General features: G+C 60.2%; 13 protein-coding genes, 1 tRNA gene and 2 rRNA genes (1 of these 16 cut by a window edge). 4 read left to right on the plus strand and 12 right to left on the minus strand.

Features of this window, described 5'->3' with window-relative positions; translation table 11 throughout:
• The 3 genes from BUR28_RS00075 to BUR28_RS00085 form a co-directional block, all read left to right on the plus strand.
• Window positions 1-1,860, plus strand: a 23S ribosomal RNA gene (locus BUR28_RS00075) (it extends 957 nt beyond the left edge of the window).
• 76 nt (window positions 1,861-1,936) lie between these two features.
• A 5S ribosomal RNA gene (rrf, locus tag BUR28_RS00080) occupies window positions 1,937-2,051 on the plus strand.
• Between the two features lie 72 nt (window positions 2,052-2,123).
• A tRNA-Met gene (locus tag BUR28_RS00085) sits at window positions 2,124-2,200 on the plus strand.
• A gap of 155 nt (window positions 2,201-2,355) precedes the next feature.
• Here BUR28_RS00085 and BUR28_RS00090 read toward each other — a convergent pair.
• A protein-coding gene (locus BUR28_RS00090; RefSeq protein WP_139307446.1) for an IS3 family transposase occupies window positions 2,356-3,545 on the minus strand; the annotation gives its coding sequence in 2 pieces (ribosomal slippage) (window positions 2,356-3,293 and window positions 3,293-3,545; 1,191 coding nt in all).
• Window positions 3,546-3,960: 415 nt separating this feature from the next.
• Here BUR28_RS00090 and BUR28_RS00100 point away from each other — a divergent pair.
• Window positions 3,961-5,625 (plus strand): RNA-directed DNA polymerase, encoded by a 1,665-nt coding sequence (locus tag BUR28_RS00100; protein WP_083626274.1) that lies wholly within the window; start codon window positions 3,961-3,963, stop codon window positions 5,623-5,625.
• A gap of 315 nt (window positions 5,626-5,940) precedes the next feature.
• On the opposite strand, the gene BUR28_RS20495 is transcribed toward BUR28_RS00100, so the two are convergent.
• The 11 genes from BUR28_RS20495 to BUR28_RS00160 form a co-directional block, all read right to left on the minus strand.
• Window positions 5,941-8,001, minus strand: coding sequence for a hypothetical protein (locus BUR28_RS20495; RefSeq protein WP_074218257.1), 2,061 nt, complete (start codon window positions 7,999-8,001; stop codon window positions 5,941-5,943).
• A complete protein-coding gene (locus BUR28_RS00110) occupies window positions 7,998-8,312 on the minus strand; it encodes a hypothetical protein (RefSeq protein WP_074218258.1) in 315 nt (104 codons plus the stop codon). Before BUR28_RS00110 ends, BUR28_RS20495 begins: the two co-directional genes overlap by 4 nt.
• On the minus strand, window positions 8,302-8,508 hold the full coding sequence (locus BUR28_RS00115) for a helix-turn-helix transcriptional regulator (RefSeq protein WP_074218259.1): 207 nt from the start codon (window positions 8,506-8,508) through the stop codon (window positions 8,302-8,304). Before BUR28_RS00115 ends, BUR28_RS00110 begins: the two co-directional genes overlap by 11 nt.
• A gap of 108 nt (window positions 8,509-8,616) precedes the next feature.
• Window positions 8,617-9,450 carry a hypothetical protein gene (locus BUR28_RS00120; RefSeq protein ID WP_074218260.1) on the minus strand — a complete coding sequence of 278 codons (834 nt, stop codon included), beginning with the start codon at window positions 9,448-9,450 and terminating at the stop codon, window positions 8,617-8,619.
• Window positions 9,440-10,624: a tyrosine-type recombinase/integrase gene (locus BUR28_RS00125; protein ID WP_074218261.1), complete on the minus strand. Its 1,185-nt coding sequence runs from the start codon at window positions 10,622-10,624 to the stop codon at window positions 9,440-9,442. Before BUR28_RS00125 ends, BUR28_RS00120 begins: the two co-directional genes overlap by 11 nt.
• Before the next feature lie 590 nt (window positions 10,625-11,214).
• Window positions 11,215-11,832 carry a hypothetical protein gene (locus tag BUR28_RS00135; protein ID WP_074218262.1) on the minus strand — a complete coding sequence of 206 codons (618 nt, stop codon included), beginning with the start codon at window positions 11,830-11,832 and terminating at the stop codon, window positions 11,215-11,217.
• A 3-nt stretch (window positions 11,833-11,835) separates the two neighbouring features.
• On the minus strand, window positions 11,836-12,225 hold the full coding sequence (locus BUR28_RS00140) for a hypothetical protein (protein ID WP_139307447.1): 390 nt from the start codon (window positions 12,223-12,225) through the stop codon (window positions 11,836-11,838).
• A gap of 7 nt (window positions 12,226-12,232) precedes the next feature.
• Complete coding sequence (locus BUR28_RS00145; RefSeq protein ID WP_139307448.1) at window positions 12,233-13,294, minus strand: hypothetical protein; 1,062 nt, start codon at window positions 13,292-13,294, stop codon at window positions 12,233-12,235.
• A 280-nt stretch (window positions 13,295-13,574) separates the two neighbouring features.
• The gene (locus BUR28_RS00150; protein WP_074218265.1) at window positions 13,575-14,726 is read right to left on the minus strand and encodes a hypothetical protein; all 1,152 of its coding nucleotides are present in this window, start codon (window positions 14,724-14,726) and stop codon (window positions 13,575-13,577) included.
• A gap of 177 nt (window positions 14,727-14,903) precedes the next feature.
• Entirely contained in the window at window positions 14,904-15,128 is a 225-nt protein-coding gene (locus tag BUR28_RS00155; RefSeq protein WP_074218266.1) for a hypothetical protein, read from the minus strand.
• Between the two features lie 129 nt (window positions 15,129-15,257).
• Window positions 15,258-15,497, minus strand: a complete 240-nt coding sequence (locus BUR28_RS00160; RefSeq protein ID WP_083626277.1) for a helix-turn-helix domain-containing protein — start codon at window positions 15,495-15,497, stop codon at window positions 15,258-15,260.
• Window positions 15,498-15,527: the final 30 nt, after the last annotated feature.

Here is a 15,527-nt window from a genome sequence, read left to right on the forward strand (position 1 = left end):
TGGCAGACACACGGCGGGTGCTAACGTCCGTCGTGGAGAGGGAAACAACCCTGACCTACAGCTAAGGCCCCCAATTCGTGGCTAAGTGGGAAAGCAGGTGGGACGACCAAAACAACCAGGAGGTTGGCTTAGAAGCAGCCATCCTTTAAAGATAGCGTAACAGCTCACTGGTCTAAACAAGTTGTCCTGCGGCGAAGATGTAACGGGGCTCAAGCCACGAGCCGAAGCTTAGGACTGCGCAAGCAGTGGTAGCGGAGCGTAGTGTGATAAAACCCATTCCTCCTTACCGTCCTCGGGCGGATTGGAGGAGCGGGTTTGGCTGTGAAGCCGGGGCGTGAGCCGCCGGTGGAGCGATCACTAGCGAGAATGATGACATGAGTAGCGACAAACAGGGTGAGAGACCCTGTCGCCGAAAGTCCAAGGGTTCCTGCTTAAAGCTAATCTGAGCAGGGTAAGCCGGCCCCTAAGGCGAGGCCGAAAGGCGTAGTCGATGGGAACCAGGTTAATATTCCTGGGCCAGGAGGATGTGACGGATTGTGGCGGCGTGCGTCCCTTATCGGATTGGGGCGTATCCAAGACAGTTCCAGGAAATAGCCCTCCGCCAGACCGTACCCTAAACCGACACAGGTGGACTGGTAGAGCATACCAAGGCGCTTGAGAGAACGATGTTGAAGGAACTCGGCAAAATACCTCCGTAAGTTCGCGAGAAGGAGGCCCGGGCCATGTGGTCCGGGGGCACAAACCAGGGGGTGGCGACTGTTTACTAAAAACACAGGGCTCTGCGAAGTCGCAAGACGACGTATAGGGTCTGACGCCTGCCCGGTGCCGGAAGGTTAAAAGGAGGAGTGCAAGCTCCGAATTGAAGCCCCGGTAAACGGCGGCCGTAACTATAACGGTCCTAAGGTAGCGAAATTCCTTGTCGGGTAAGTTCCGACCTGCACGAATGGCGTAACGACTTCCCCGCTGTCTCCAACATCGACTCAGCGAAATTGAATTGCCTGTCAAGATGCAGGCTTCCCGCGGTTAGACGGAAAGACCCCGTGCACCTTCACTACAGCTTCGCACTGGCATCAGGCATGCGATGTGCAGGATAGGTGGTAGGCTTTGAAACCTCGACGCCAGTTGAGGTGGAGCCACCCTTGAGATACCACCCTTCGCCTGCTTGATGTCTAACCGCGATCCGTCATCCGGATCCGGGACCCTGCGTGGCGGGTAGTTTGACTGGGGCGGTCGCCTCCCAAATCGTAACGGAGGCGCGCGAAGGTTGGCTCAGAGCGGTCGGAAATCGCTCGTTGAGTGCAATGGCAGAAGCCAGCCTGACTGCGAGACTGACAAGTCGAGCAGAGTCGAAAGACGGCCATAGTGATCCGGTGGTCCCGAGTGGAAGGGCCATCGCTCAACGGATAAAAGGTACGCCGGGGATAACAGGCTGATACTGCCCAAGAGTCCATATCGACGGCAGTGTTTGGCACCTCGATGTCGGCTCATCTCATCCTGGGGCTGGAGCAGGTCCCAAGGGTACGGCTGTTCGCCGTTTAAAGAGGTACGTGAGCTGGGTTTAGAACGTCGTGAGACAGTTCGGTCCCTATCTGCCGTGGGTGTAGGATACTTGAGAGGAGTTGCCCCTAGTACGAGAGGACCGGGGTGAACGATCCACTGGTGGACCTGTTGTGGCGCCAGCCGCAGTGCAGGGTAGCTATGATCGGACAGGATAACCGCTGAAGGCATCTAAGCGGGAAGCCCCCCTCGAAACAAGGTATCCCTGAGGGCCGTGGAAGACCACCACGTCGATAGGCCGGAGATGTAAGCGCAGCAATGCGTTCAGTTGACCGGTACTAATTGCCCGATAGGCTTGATTTGATCCAGTAAAAGCCAAGCTTTGCTGGTCGAAAGCGCACGGACGTGTGCAGCTTGGACAGCGTTGGGTCTTCCTCGGTTTGGTGGTCATAGCGCGAGCAAAACACCCGGCTCCATTCCGAACCCGGTCGTTAAGTGCCGTAGCGCCGATGGTACTGCGTCTCAAGACGTGGGAGAGTAGGTCGCCGCCAAACCTAGAAAGACCCAACCTTGTGACTCTCTTCGATGGCAACAGCGTGTGGCGCCGATACTCAGGCAAAAAATGGCGCGGGGTGGAGCAGCCCGGTAGCTCGTCAGGCTCATAACCTGAAGGTCGTAGGTTCAAATCCTACCCCCGCAACCAAAAAATCACCACAGAACAGATACTTAAGCGCCGCCCGAAAGGGCGGCGGTCGCTTGCGTTCAGGTTGGTGCTACAATGGTGCTACGCATGGGCGCGCGAAGACCGGCCGCGCACGCGAAGCCATAGCGCACTCGTGATGACCTGCCACTGATCTTTCATCCAGCCGCGACCGGAGCCCGGTTGGTGTTTACGCCAAATGGCGCGGGTTGAGCAATCGCCCGACGCGCGGAGCTCTCATCTCGCGCAGCGGGTCGGGCGATTGCGGTGGTCAGGGTCTGCGCGTAGTCAGCCGGGGTCTGATAGCCCAAGGCCGAATGGGGGCGCTCGGTGTTGTAGTCGGCGACCCAGGCGGCGATCAGGTCGCGGGCATGGGCGAGGTTACGAAACAGCGTCTCGTTCAAGAACTCGTCCCGCATCCGGCCGTTGAAGCTCTCGACAAAGCCATTCTGCATCGGCTTGCCCGGCGCGATGTAGTGCCATTCGATCCGGTTCTCGGCGCACCACTTCAGGATCGCGTTCGAGGTCAGTTCCGTCCCGTTGTCCGACACGATCATTCCCGGCTTGCCGCGACGTTCGATCAGCGCCGTCAGCTCCCGCGCGACGCGCCGGCCGGAGATCGACGTGTCCGGGATCGCGGCGAGGCATTCGCGCGTGACGTCATCGACGATGTTCAGCACCCGGAACCGCCGCCCGCACGCGAACTGGTCATGGACGAAATCCAGTGACCAACGGGCATTTGCGCGCGCCTCGACCAGGATCGGGGCGCGGGTGCCGATGGCCTTGCGCCGCGCGCGCCGCTTGCGGACGGTCAGCCCTTCCTCGCGGTAAAGCCGGTAGATACGGTTGATCCCCGAGGGCTCGCCCTCCCGCCGGAGCAGGACGAAGAGCCGCCGGTAGCCGAACCGCCGACGCTCGTTGGCAAGCTCCCGCAATCGGCCGCGCAGTTCCGTGTCGGGTGCGCGTTGCGACCGGTAGCGGATCGTCTTCCGATCCGCGCCGGCAATCTGGCACGCCCGTCGTTCCGACAGCCCGAACCGGGCCTTCAGATGCGCGACCGCCTCGCGCTTCACGACGGGCGTCACCACTTTTTTGAAACCAGCTCGCGCATCGCGGCCAGATCCAGCATCTGCTCCGCCAGCAGCTTCTTCAACTTGGCGTTCTCGTCCTCGAGCGCCTTCAGCCGTTTGGCCTCTGACACCGTCATGCCGCCGTATTTGGCTTTCCAGTTGTAGAACGTCCCCTCCGACATGCCGTGCTTGCGGCACAGATCGGCACACTTCGCCCCGGCCTCATGCTCGGCCAGGATGCCGATAATCTGCTCTTCGCTGTATCTCGTTCGCTTCATTGTCCGTCCCCTCCTTGGGTCGGACTCTAATCGCAGGTGGAGGAAAAATCCCGTGGCAGGTCAGTGACACCCATGGCTTGGCGCCAGGCTCCAGATCGACGCCCTGGACCGCCTAACCGCGATGCGCAGAACGCGACCGACGCAGAGCAGGAGCGCTGTAGACAAAGTGAGGGCACAAGCGGCCCAAACCGGCCGTTCGTTCTTCTAACCGATGTTGCGGTGCCGCTCCTCCGAACCGGGCAGTCGACACGCTTGCCGCATCAGCCTGCCGGTGAAGGTCTACCGCGCGGAATAAACTTTGCGGTGCGACAATAGTCCCAATACCGGCAATATCAGGCTTCCTCTCCCAGTGTTTTTCCTAGCGAAGCATGGGTTCGCAACGTAAGGTTGCGGCAGTTAGCTAGCAGGTCACAAGATGGACGAAGACGAGATTTTCGGTGTCGACGCGAACACCTTTGCGGAGTGCATGCTTGAGAGCGGATTTTACCCCGAAAACCTGCCTCCAGTATTCAAAATAACAAACTTTCATGAAGCCGCTATTCCTTATCTGAAATCAAAAGATTATCTTTCAAAAAAGCCCACAGAGCCAGCGATATTTAACGCGTCTAAGCGAGGGGGCTCTCGGCGGGTATTCGAGCTTCCTAACCCGATCTTCATGATTGACGCCGCTATTTTCTTCTCCGAGTACCGTTCAGAGATATTCGAGCATTTCAAGAGAACAGATGATTCGTTGTCTGTTCCGAGGTTTCATGATTGCGGGCGCCCTGCAAGGATTACAAGTCATTCCGATTTTCACAGGATCAGAAGGCAGAAGCTTGCTACTTCCAGATATATCGTCCGTACAGACGTTTCGAGATACTTTCATTCGATCTATACTCATTCGATCCCATGGGCACTGCATGGTAAGGCGGATGCCAAGAAGGATCGAAAACCGGATTCCGCCGAAGTATTCGGAAATCGGCTAGATCACATTGTCCGCCAATCTCAGGACGGTCAAACGGTTGGCATCCCAGTAGGGCCAGATTTTTCGAGATACACTTCGGAGATCATTGGGAAGGCGATCGATGCAAAATTCAGAGAATTTCATGGAGACCAATGCACCATCATTCGGCACGTAGACGATATCTTTATTGGAGCGGACGATCATGATGAAGCTAACCAGCTCTTAACCGGAATCCGCGATTCCATTCGGCAATTCCAATTGGATGTTAACGACAGCAAGACGACCGTTGTCCCGACAAATCTGGATTTGGAGCCATTTTGGCCGGTCCGAATTAGGCGAGAAATTGAGGGATTCAGTGGCCAGAATCCAAAAGCATCAGGAAGCAGCACGGGGCATGATTTCGTTTACTTCTTGGACGAGATTGTTCGGATTGCCAACGAAGAGAACGATGATGGTGTCGTAAAATACTCATTGCGGAAGATGGATGACTTAAAGCTTTGGGAGGACTACTGGCAACTTGTTGAGCCGTTCCTCGTGCGAGCTGCAATCAACTTTCCGCATTGCTGGGACTACATTGCCAGGATTGTTAGTTGGCGGGCTCGCACGCACGGAATAGACCGAGAACTGTGGGCAAGAGTGGCGTCCAAGTCACTCTCCACGCAGTCCAAAGCTGGGCAAGATTCCGAAGTATGCTGGGCGCTATGGCTAGCGAAAGAGGTGAAACTTCCAATTGAACTAAACATTCATGAGTTTGTTTTAGATCGCTGCGGTGCGCTTGCTGCGACACTTGCGCTCGATGTCTATCAGTCTAATCCTCAGAAGTTCAAATACCCGCAGGCAAAACTGCTTGAACGGATAGGAGACCGGCCGATGGTTGGTGATAACTGGTTGCTTGCGTACGAGGCCGATAGGCTATTTGGCTTCAAACTTAAAACCAAGAACCTGAATGGACCGGCGTTCTTTGGAGAGCTTTACGATAATGACACTGAGTTCTATGACCCTGGCGCTATTCCAGCAGCTTTTGCGGATATCGAAGACCCCAGCGAGGTGGAATCCGCTCTCGAAGATGTAAAGTCTTACTATGATGACGACTACGACGACGAGCACTTCGAAGTGGAGCACGATACAGATTACTAGTGAGCCGTTGAAAAGTGACAAGAACGATTCCGTCGGCCGCGATACAATCATAGTCGCGCACGCGAATTAACGTCAGTTTTCACGGTTCCCATTGATTCACCATGCATATGCAGAGAAAGTCCGGAATCCGCCCTTCCTTCGGCGGTGAAGGCTCGTGCTACGCCTCACTGGTCTCAGCGCGAGGGGCTTGGGTCTGCACGCGAAGCCTCATCTTTCTGCATTCACCTTTCTGCCGTCCGCCCTGTCCGCCGCTGTCCGCCTGCGAAGCCCTGTTGAATATGGTGGCGGACGGCAGGCGGACAGGGCGGACAGCGATCACGCCTGGTTCATGATGATGACGCGCCGCCGGTCCTTGCCTTCCCGGTCGTGGGTGATCCGGATGCCGCGGCGGCGCAGAAGCGGTGCGATGCGGCGAAGCTCGGCGCCGAAGGCGGCGGGCTTGCGCGGGAAGGCGTCGGCTGCGTCGGTCAGGGCAGGGTAGCAGCGCCGCAGGTGGGCGATCCAGTCTGTTGCCGTGCCCCGCCAGGGGCCGTGATCGGCCAGGAGCGCCAGGATCGCGCTGGCCAGGGCGTTGCCGTCGAGCGCGGTTTCTTCCAGCGCGCGGCGGTTGGCCTGGTAGGCCTCCAGGAATGCGCCGGGCGGCCAGCGAAGGGCCGGTTCCGCGGCCGTGACCCAGCGGGCGAAGTCGGCCATCCTGGGCCGCTCTGCGAGCGTCACCGCGTCGAGCTTGTCGAGCGCGCAGGCGGCGGCATCCAGCAGCGCTGCCAGGATGCGGGGTTGGGCTTCTGCAAAGCGCTCCCAGAACTCCTGTTCGAAGACGCGGCCGGTTTCCGAGATCGTGGGCAGCGTGAGGGCAATCGCCCGGTCGGCCAGGTCCGCGCGTTCCGCCAGGTCGGGAATGCCGTTCAGGATGCAGGGCCGGGTGGCGTCAAACAGCACCTCGTCCGCGTCGCTGTGCAGCTTGCGCGTAGCAAAGCCGCCCCCAGTGGCCAGGCGGCACAGCGCATCGGCCATGCTCGGCTTGATCCGCGAGAGGTTGTCGAAAACCAGGACATGCGCGCCCTGGGCCGCGATCACCAGGTCGCGTTCGTCGCCGGGAAAGCTCCGGGTTTCCAGCTCGGACGGATCGACCAAGGCCCGCAGAACCTTCGATGTGGTGCTCTTGGCGCTGCCCTGTTCGCCGGTCAGGATCAGCAGCGGGTAGGGGCCGCTCGGCCGCAGGCAGCCCAGGAGCCAGCCCACCATGAGCCGGAAGTCTTGATCCGATCCGACATTCACGAAGGCCCGCAGGGCGTCCAGATCGCCGCTCCCGGCGATGGGAACGGGCAGCGCGGCCATGCTGGGCGCGCGCTTGAAACGCGGTTCCTTCGCTTGGCGCACGCGCCAGCCGCTGGCCGTGATTTCGACGGCCGACCAGTCGGCCGCGCCCAGGTCCAGCACCAGGGCGTCGCCCTGGCGGCCGATCCGCGTGAAGGCCTCGCGCCGCTCGCCTTCGAACAGCGCTTGGCCGATCATCTGGCGCACCTGGTCGTCGAGCTTCGATGCGCTCGGGGTCTTGCCGCTCGCCTGGTACTCGGCATGGGCCAGCAGCCGCTTGAAGGTGCTGCCATCGAGCGCGAAGGTTTCCCAATGGCCGCCGCGCCGGATCGAGATGAACGGCTCGCCGCGGGGCGTGTGCCAAAGTTCCATGCCATCGAAGAGCGGCGCGGGCGCGTCGTCGTCTGGCGCCGGTTCGCGGGTGCCGTCGAGAGGACGCGCCAGGGCCAGGAGCGTGTTGATCTGCCTGACGCCCCAGCCCGCGGCCACAGCATCGGCCGCGTCCCAGCCCTTGGGATAGGCGACGTTCGGCCCGCCATCGTTCGCCGCGATGGGCGCGCCGCCGGTGATGTTCCGCAGGACCAGGTCCGCCACGGGAACGATCCGGGGCAGGGTGCCGAACTCCCTATGTAAGGTAACGGCCAGGCCCTCGGCGTATTTCCGGCCCGGCGCGTCCTTGTCGGGCCAGAGGATGACCGCGCGCCCCTTCAGCGGCGCCAGGTCCGCCTTGCCCGCGCCGTTCGCGCCGCCGAACGTGGTGGTGCTGACGTAACCCAGCGCGGCCAGCGCATCGGCGCATTTCTCGCCCTCGGTCACGATCACCGGCCGGTTCGTATTGGCAGCGGCCGTCACCTCCGGCAGGCGGTAGAGCGGCCGCCGCTCCGGCGCCTTCCACTCCTGCCGCACCGGGTCGTAAGGCAGAAAGAACTTGCTGCCGTCCGGCCGGTCGAAGCGGTTGGCCACCAGGATCGCGGCGCCGCTGGCATCGTGATAGACATACTGCGCGTCCGGCTGGCCCGCCTTGGGATGGCGCAGTGCGTGAAGTTCGGTCGCCGTCATTTCATCCCCCATGCCTCGGTGAGTTCGCGGGCGGCCTGTCCCTGGCTGAGGCCGTTCAGGTAGGCGTAGAGGCTGACGGGATCGCCGCCGCTGTCGCCGGTCGCGAAGTCGGCCCAGCGGCCGGTGGCCAGGTTGATCTTGAACGATCCGGGGCGGCGGTCGGCGCGCGTCGGATTGCGCGCCACCCATTCCTGGCCGACGCGGCGGCCATCGGGCAGCCAGGCGGCCAGGAGCCGGGGCAGGTTCGCAAGGCACGCCGCGTTGACGGCCACGAAATAGATATGGCGGGCGGGCAGGGTGTCAGTTGTCATTGGCCGCAACCTCCTGCAGCCGGGCCACTTCGAAGGCCTCCACATCGGCCAGGCGATAGCGCACCAGGCGGCCGACTTTCACATAAGGCAGCGGGTAGCGCTTGGTGCAGCGCCAGGTGCTGAGCGTGGTCGTGGACACGCCCAGCCGGTCGGCCACGTCCTGGGGCGTGAGAAGGGTTTTCGGTGTCAGGCTCATTTCGTGTTTCCTCGTCAATTGTTAGCGACAAGGAAAGGCTGCCAGCATCGCGGGCCGCGCTCCATCAAACCTGATCGGAGATTCCGGGGCGGAAACCGCGCCCCGGATTTACGATGACGGCCCTCTTGCGTCGCTGGCTCTGACCTTCCGCACCGCGTTCACGATGGCGGACCGCCTGACGGCCGGATCAAGGCGCTGCATCACCGCGTCCACGGCATCGACCAGGCGAGAAACGGTGCGGCCCGTTTCGGGATAGTACATGCCTTCGGTGAAGGGATGCCCCGAGAGCGCCAGCCATGTCGGCCGGAAGCTGACAAGGAAAGCCAGAAGCGCATGGTCTTTCGGGAGCTTTCGCGCCTTCGACCGTTCCCGCCAACGCTGCATGCCCGCTTCGAGTTCGTCCTCTGAATCCAGCCGGAGCGGGGCCTCGCCTTCCATATCAGGTTCCAGCAGCATCGGCTTCGGCTTCCGGTTGATCGTGTTTTCAACGCAGATTTGCAGGTCCACCAGGACTTCGCGGAAACTCGCGAAGATATTTCGGCGTGTGCCCAACATGTCCGCGAGCGTGACGCCGTTTCGTACCTCGTGAAGATGCGGGTTGCGCCTCACGGCCTTCTCTACGCGCGCTTCCAGTCCCGGGTAATCCTGCAGATGCAGGAGGGCATCGTAGAGCCGTTGCGCGGCTTCCGTGACGCGATCCAGCGCCTCGTTGTCTTCTTTTTCGCTGCGCTGTGTCGCCCGTTCCAGGGCGGCAGTCACATAGGCATCGCTCGCGACGACCAGCCCTTGCCGCAACGAGGCCTGCGTTTCCAGGTCGTCGCTCATGTCGCCATGCGCCATGACCTCGCTCAGCAACTCATCGCTGATCAGTTCCTGGTACTGAGGCTCCGATTCCTCGTCCATGTTGATCGCGAGGCGCGGATACAGGGCTTCAATGGTCAAGGTCGTCCCTCGTTTCCTGCGTGGGACGCGCATAGGCGAACATCGCGTCGGTCGCCTTGTTCACGGAGTCGCGCACCGGGTCCAGGTTCAGCCGGGCATAGATCGCGGTCGATTGCTGGCTGCGATGGCCCAGGGACTTGCCGATGATGTAGCCATTGGCGCCGGTCGCGGCCTGGTAGCTGCCCAGGGTGCGGCGCAGATCGTGAATGCGTAGGTCCGCAATCCCGGCTTCCTTCAGGATGCGCGCCCAGGCCTTCTTGGGGTCGGCCAGGTGGCCCGATGCACCGCCGCCCGGAAACACCCACGGGCCGTCAGCGGCGAGCTTGCGTGCCTTCAGGATGTCCAGCGCCTGGCCGGGCAGGTGGACGATCTGCGCGTCGCCGTTCTTCGTCTCGCCGATCCGCCAGGTCGCCGTGCTGAAGTTGATATCCTGCCAGCGCATCGCGAGCGTGTTGGACTTCCGCGCGCCGGTCAGCAGGGAAATCAGGAAGAAATCGCGCGCCGCCTCGTTCGGTTCGTTCGCCAGGGCTTCGAAGAAGCGCGGCAACTCGTCGGGCTGCAGGAAGCGGTCGCGGCTCTGTTCCTTGAACTTCTTGATGCCCGCGGCCGGGTTCGTGCCGTCCCAGCCCCAATCAATCGCCTTGTTGAAGATCGACCGGACCCGCTCAAGCAGGCGGTTGGCCTGGTAAATGCCGTTTTCCTTCCCGACGCGGGCGTGCAAACGCTCCACATCGGATTTTGTAATCTTCGATATCTTGCGTTTGGACCAGTGGGAAAGGAACTTCGTAACTTCACGCTCATCGTATTTCCAAGAGCGTTTGTGAACTTTCGAGTATTTTTCCAAATATTCTTCGAAGAGCGCGCCGAACGTCATCTCGTCGCGGATGGCGCGCCGTTCCTTCTGCGGGTTCTTGCCGCTCGCAATCTCGCCCTTGGCCTTCTGCGCGAGCTTCCGGGCGTTCTCGATGCTGATATCGGGGAAGCGCCCTAGGAGAAGCCGCTCGGGCCGCCCCTCCACGCGCTTGTAAAGATAAAAGCTCTTGCTGCCGCCAGGCGAGACGGCCAGGACCAGGCCCTGTTCCCGCTCGTCATAGTAGTAATCCCGGCTGCCCTTGGCGGCGGGCGGCGCCTTCGACAAGGCGGCCTTGGTGAAGTTCAGGCGGTGGCTGGCCATGCTGCCTCCCGTGATCCAGTGCTACAGCGGTGCTACGCTGGTGCTACACTCTGGAGCAAATTTGGGCAATCTGGCGGCATGGCGCGCAAGCCGGATATTTGCATAACATATTGATAAAGAAAGATAGAAATGCCTGCGGCGAATTTGAGCAAACTACAGGCCCTTAGACTCATAACCTGAAGGTCGTAGGTTCAAATCCTACCCCCGCAACCAAAAAATCACCATTAAACCAACGCCTTAGACCCGCAAGCCGCGGGCCTCTCGTCGTTGCCCCGCCAGGCGTGGAAGCCGCGTGGAAGACCGCGAACGGGAACAAGGGGTGTGGCGGGCGCGCAACACGCCATTAGGCGGCACCGAGCGATCCGCCTGCCGAAACGCCCGTGGATAGGTGGGACATGGACGCCAAGTCGATGGAAGGGCAAGCACCAATAGGCCTGCGTGGCCCCTGCTGCGATAATGCAAGCCTGTCCCTGATTCCTCATGCAAATCGGACAGCGCTGAACCTGCTATGTCGCTTCGCAGATTCCGACTTTACCTGTGGCTACAGCGCTGGAAAATAACGCTCCCTGCTTCGTTACGAACGGCCATCGCTACTTGATCGGCGCGTGCATCAAGGGAACGATGCTATGACGAACGAAAAAATCACAACCAGAATTCGGGCATTTGTGGCTCGTTCGAAAACTCAGCCTTGAGCCATCAATATCTTCCGTGATTGTCACATCGGAATGACGATCCACAAGGCGATTTCTCCATTCTTCAAGAACGGCCTTTGAATCGCCTTTCCGATGATAGATTATCAGTTCACCGTGATCCCGCCCAAGCATGGCAGTCCCGTACCGGTGAGAAAGCTGGTGGTAGCCGTCCTCAAGCCAGCGGTAGTCTTTGTGAACCTTTGCTTCGCCCAACCACATGAAGCTGTTGTGCTCGACGATCAGATCGCAGTGGCCATTCACGTGCCGATCGTGAATGGCGGAGATGCCTCCAGACACCAGCATATCGGCGATGTGCATCGTAAGCTCGTCCTCACCTCTGTCCTTCGCCAATCCGCGATTATCGACCAGTCGCGAGAAACAAAACGACAAAGCCTCTTCGAGAATTTTCAGACGCTCCCCGTGTGTTCTGGCGAGTTGCCAACGCAGCGCGCGCCCTCCAGGGCTATCTCCGAAAAAGCCCAAATACTCTGACAAACGCATGTCTTCAGCAGCCATCTACTAAACGGCCTTCAGGGAATAGAAGATGCGGACATGGGCCATCGGCTCCTCTACGATCTCGCCAGATATCGGGTGAGCCAGAACGCCAGTTTCCATCAAGTCGCGAAACTCTTCTGTAGATAGGTGCAGCTGTCCCTCTTCGGCATCTTCCAGGTAACCGTGAATTTCGAGTATCGGGCACTCACTCGTGGCCAAGATGCTCAAAGCCGGTAGCAATAACTTTCGGTGCTTTTCATTATCAAGGCGCTCATAGAAGAAAGAAAACCCCAAGTGTGCGCCGTCGCCTTCCCTGACACCAGAAAGGACATCCGTAACCGCCAGACATACGGATCGCATGTCTGGGGAAAGCTTTGAAGCGGCTAAGCGGTCTCTGAACTCCCCGATACTCATGTTGGTACTATGACACGCTGCCGGCTTCCAGCTTAGCCTTTTTTCCGAGGCGGTCGATTACAAACTCGTAATCAGTCGCCCGCACACAGTTTTTGATCTGCGCGCCGGTAATCACTGGAGTTCCACCCCCACCGTTACCTGCCGGCCCAGATGCCGATAGGCTCAAGGATGGCGTATAAGTCACGTTATCCTCGTGGAAAGCCCACTCCACAGTGATTCGATAGATCGCGATTGCTTCCACCGCGTCTTTACCGGCTACATGGTAGGCTTCCGTCCGCTGATCAGCGTTGGCTCGCCGGCGGGGCATCTTCTCGTCCTTAATGCCACCCGTTGTGGTCTGGAAGGTCATCTGCGTAACTGTACCTTCCTTTGCGTCTTCGTAGAATGGACGTACAGCTGGGAAGAGGTTCACACCCTTGTCGAGTGGCACGATTCTCCAGCTATTGACGGTCCTCTTGAGGACAGAGTGCAACCCATGCACGTCGGCCTCTGGCACCCCGCGGGGAAAATCCACGCGTATCTCCAGAAAGTCGCGCTCGTGAGGCATCCAGATTACGTGAAACATTTGAACAGGCTGCCGCTTCAATCCAACAACCTCTTCGTATCGAGCTTTCATTCCCGAGGGATCATCAAATTCCTGAAAGGGAATTTCTTCCCGTGTTTTTATCCAAAGTACCGAAGAGAGCATGATCCCCACGCCATCTTCATTTCTCTCGAACTTAACGATAGACATATCGCCAGTGCCTTTAGCCAATTCATCTTCGGGCATTAAGTAGGGGTAGCTCGTGGTGGCAGGGGCATCGGAGATTTCGGCACTCAACAACTTGTTTTGGATCGCGCTGCGAAGTGCCGGATCGACCGCATAAAGTTTCGTAAACTTCTCGCCGCAAAGCAGATGCTCAACCAAAGCATCTTCCAATCTGCCGCAATCGACTTTTTTTTCTGAAGCTTCAATTTTCTTAAGCGTTGAATCCCAGCCGTAACTGGTGGAGACGCCGTTGGCTTGTAGAATTTTCTTTGCGTTCGTCCAATTCATTCGGTGACGAAGAGTGCGAAAAAGTTCTTCCATCTGATCCTACCGTCTGTTCGCGGTGCTCATGCTCGGCCAAGCGGTGATGTCAATCCTCCAGGGCGCATACGCTGACTGACTTCCTATTCCTTCTACCCAATGGAAGGGGTCTTTTGCCGCAGTGCAAGTCCAAATCATTCACCGTTGCTTCCGTTGCCGGAAAGGTACGTTGCACCGCAGGCAAAACGTTCGCGACTGATCGCCGCACGGCCGAGAAAGCGCTGCACCTAACGCGGCGAGCAGCAAAGGCCGCGGACCGCTTAGATAGTCTAAGCGCTGCCTATTCTGTGAACCGATACCGCGCCTTCGCCTCGGTCAGCTTGTTCGCCGCGCGTTCTGGATCGGCGCGGATGGCGTCGGCCAGGCGCGCGCCCAGGCGTTCCATGTGGTCCGATAGCTCGGGCTCCGGCACGCCTTCCAGCGCGGCCAGAGTGGTGGCGTTGCCGGTGAGCTGGGCCATGATCAGCCGGATATGTTCGGCGCGGTGAACGTACCGCACGCTGTCGGGGTCAACGTGGCTGCGCATCTCTGTCAGGTCGCCCTCGCATTCGGCCGCTGCCATGTCCCAGATCGGATGGTTCGGCCAGCGCGCGCGGTTGCTGTCGGTGGGGTCGGGCTGGCTGTACCGGACCTGGGCCAGGGTCCGCGCGACCACATCGCCAAAGAGCGCGTCGAACTCCGCCCATTGCCGGATTTGCCAGCGGTCCTTGAGGTGGTCCTTGCCGGCGCGCACCTCGATCCGCCAGACCTGGCTTTGCGTGCGGTCCTCGGGGTTCAGCGGGGGCAGGCCGTCGCGGGCCAGGTTGGCGTTCCAGATATCCCACCAGATCGTCTTGCGGCGGTCGATCACCTCGCGCCGCTTGTCGTAGAGGATGATCTGGCGGCCGGGCATCTTGCCGACCGTGACCGACGTGAAACGCCCGGACTTGCCGTTGCTGCGCACGTCCTCCGAGGCGATGAGCTGGTCCGCGCGGTTCGCGTGGCTGTGGATCACGAAGTTCTCGGGCACCAGCTCGAACTCGGGCGCCAGGATATCGACGCAGAAATCCGCCCGGCCGATGCTGACCTGGTGCGCGCCATGGCGGATGCCGAGCCGGTCCAAGGTCTTGTCGATCTGCGCGCGGGCATAGCCGAGCCCTTGGGTGGCCAGCAGGGTGGAGCCCACCGAAAGCCGGATGCCCCAGGGGTCGCGCGCGTTCGGCTTCTTGAAGAACCATGTCATGTCCAGCGGCCCGCCCTTGAGAATGAAGCGATAGCCGTTGCCGCCGTGGTGAAGCAGATCGAACTCGACGCCGCCATAGCTGACCGGGACCGGCGCGCGGGCCTCTTCCGCCTTCTCGCGTTCACCGTCGAGATAGTCGAACAGCTCGGGCGGGATGTTGGCCTGGATGGAAAGCGCGATGGTGTCGAAACCGCGGTGAACGATCTGCATGGGGATTACGCTCCTTTCTGTATTTCTAGAGGGGGGTGCTACAATCACCCCCCTCTGGCGGCGGCGCCGCTCTGGGTGGGTTGGTTTTCTGGGAAGGGTGGGCGCTGGCGCGCCCTCAAAGGTGCCTCCGGCGGGGCAGCTTTGGTTTTGGGGCCGGGCAGGTCTGCCCGGCGCCGGTTATTCGTGGTCCATCGCCTTTTGCCTGGCGATCCATTTCTCGGCGCGTTCAGCGCATTTGGCGACGTTCAGCAGGTCGTTATGGGCGAAGGAACTGCTCGACCGCCAGTCGCCTTCCGCCGTCTTGTAGCCGCGCGAGAAATCGACGGAGTGGAAGCCGTCATTGTCCCAGATCGTCGCGGTGATCAGCCCGATCTTGAACTTGTAAGCTGGTTGATTGGTCATAACTTCTGTCCCTTCTGTAGTGCTTTACCTGGGCATGACAGGGGCGCGAGGTGACGCCACCCCGCGCCCCATCAGAGCCATCCGGCCCCAAAATCCCGCGCGGTGCTGCCAACCCCGCGCGGGCAAAACTCAGTTCTGCGAAGTGTGCTGCCGCCGCCGCGCTTCCGCCCAATCGCGCAGATCGGCGCGGCGGTAGCGGACCGACCGGCCCGCCTTGTAGAAGGCCGGCCCCGCGCCCGACACGCGCCATTTCTGCAAGGTGCGCACGCTCTGGCAGAGGTAATCCGCCGCCTCGGTCTCGGTGATGAATCCGTTCCAGTAGTCGGGAGCGGGCGCCGCCTGGTCGGTGGAAAATGCCTGGTGCTGCATGTTGATCGTCCTTTGCTTGCCTCGTGCTAT

This window comes from Rhodovulum sp. ES.010 (assembly GCF_900142935.1).
Lineage (GTDB): Bacteria > Pseudomonadota > Alphaproteobacteria > Rhodobacterales > Rhodobacteraceae > Rhodovulum.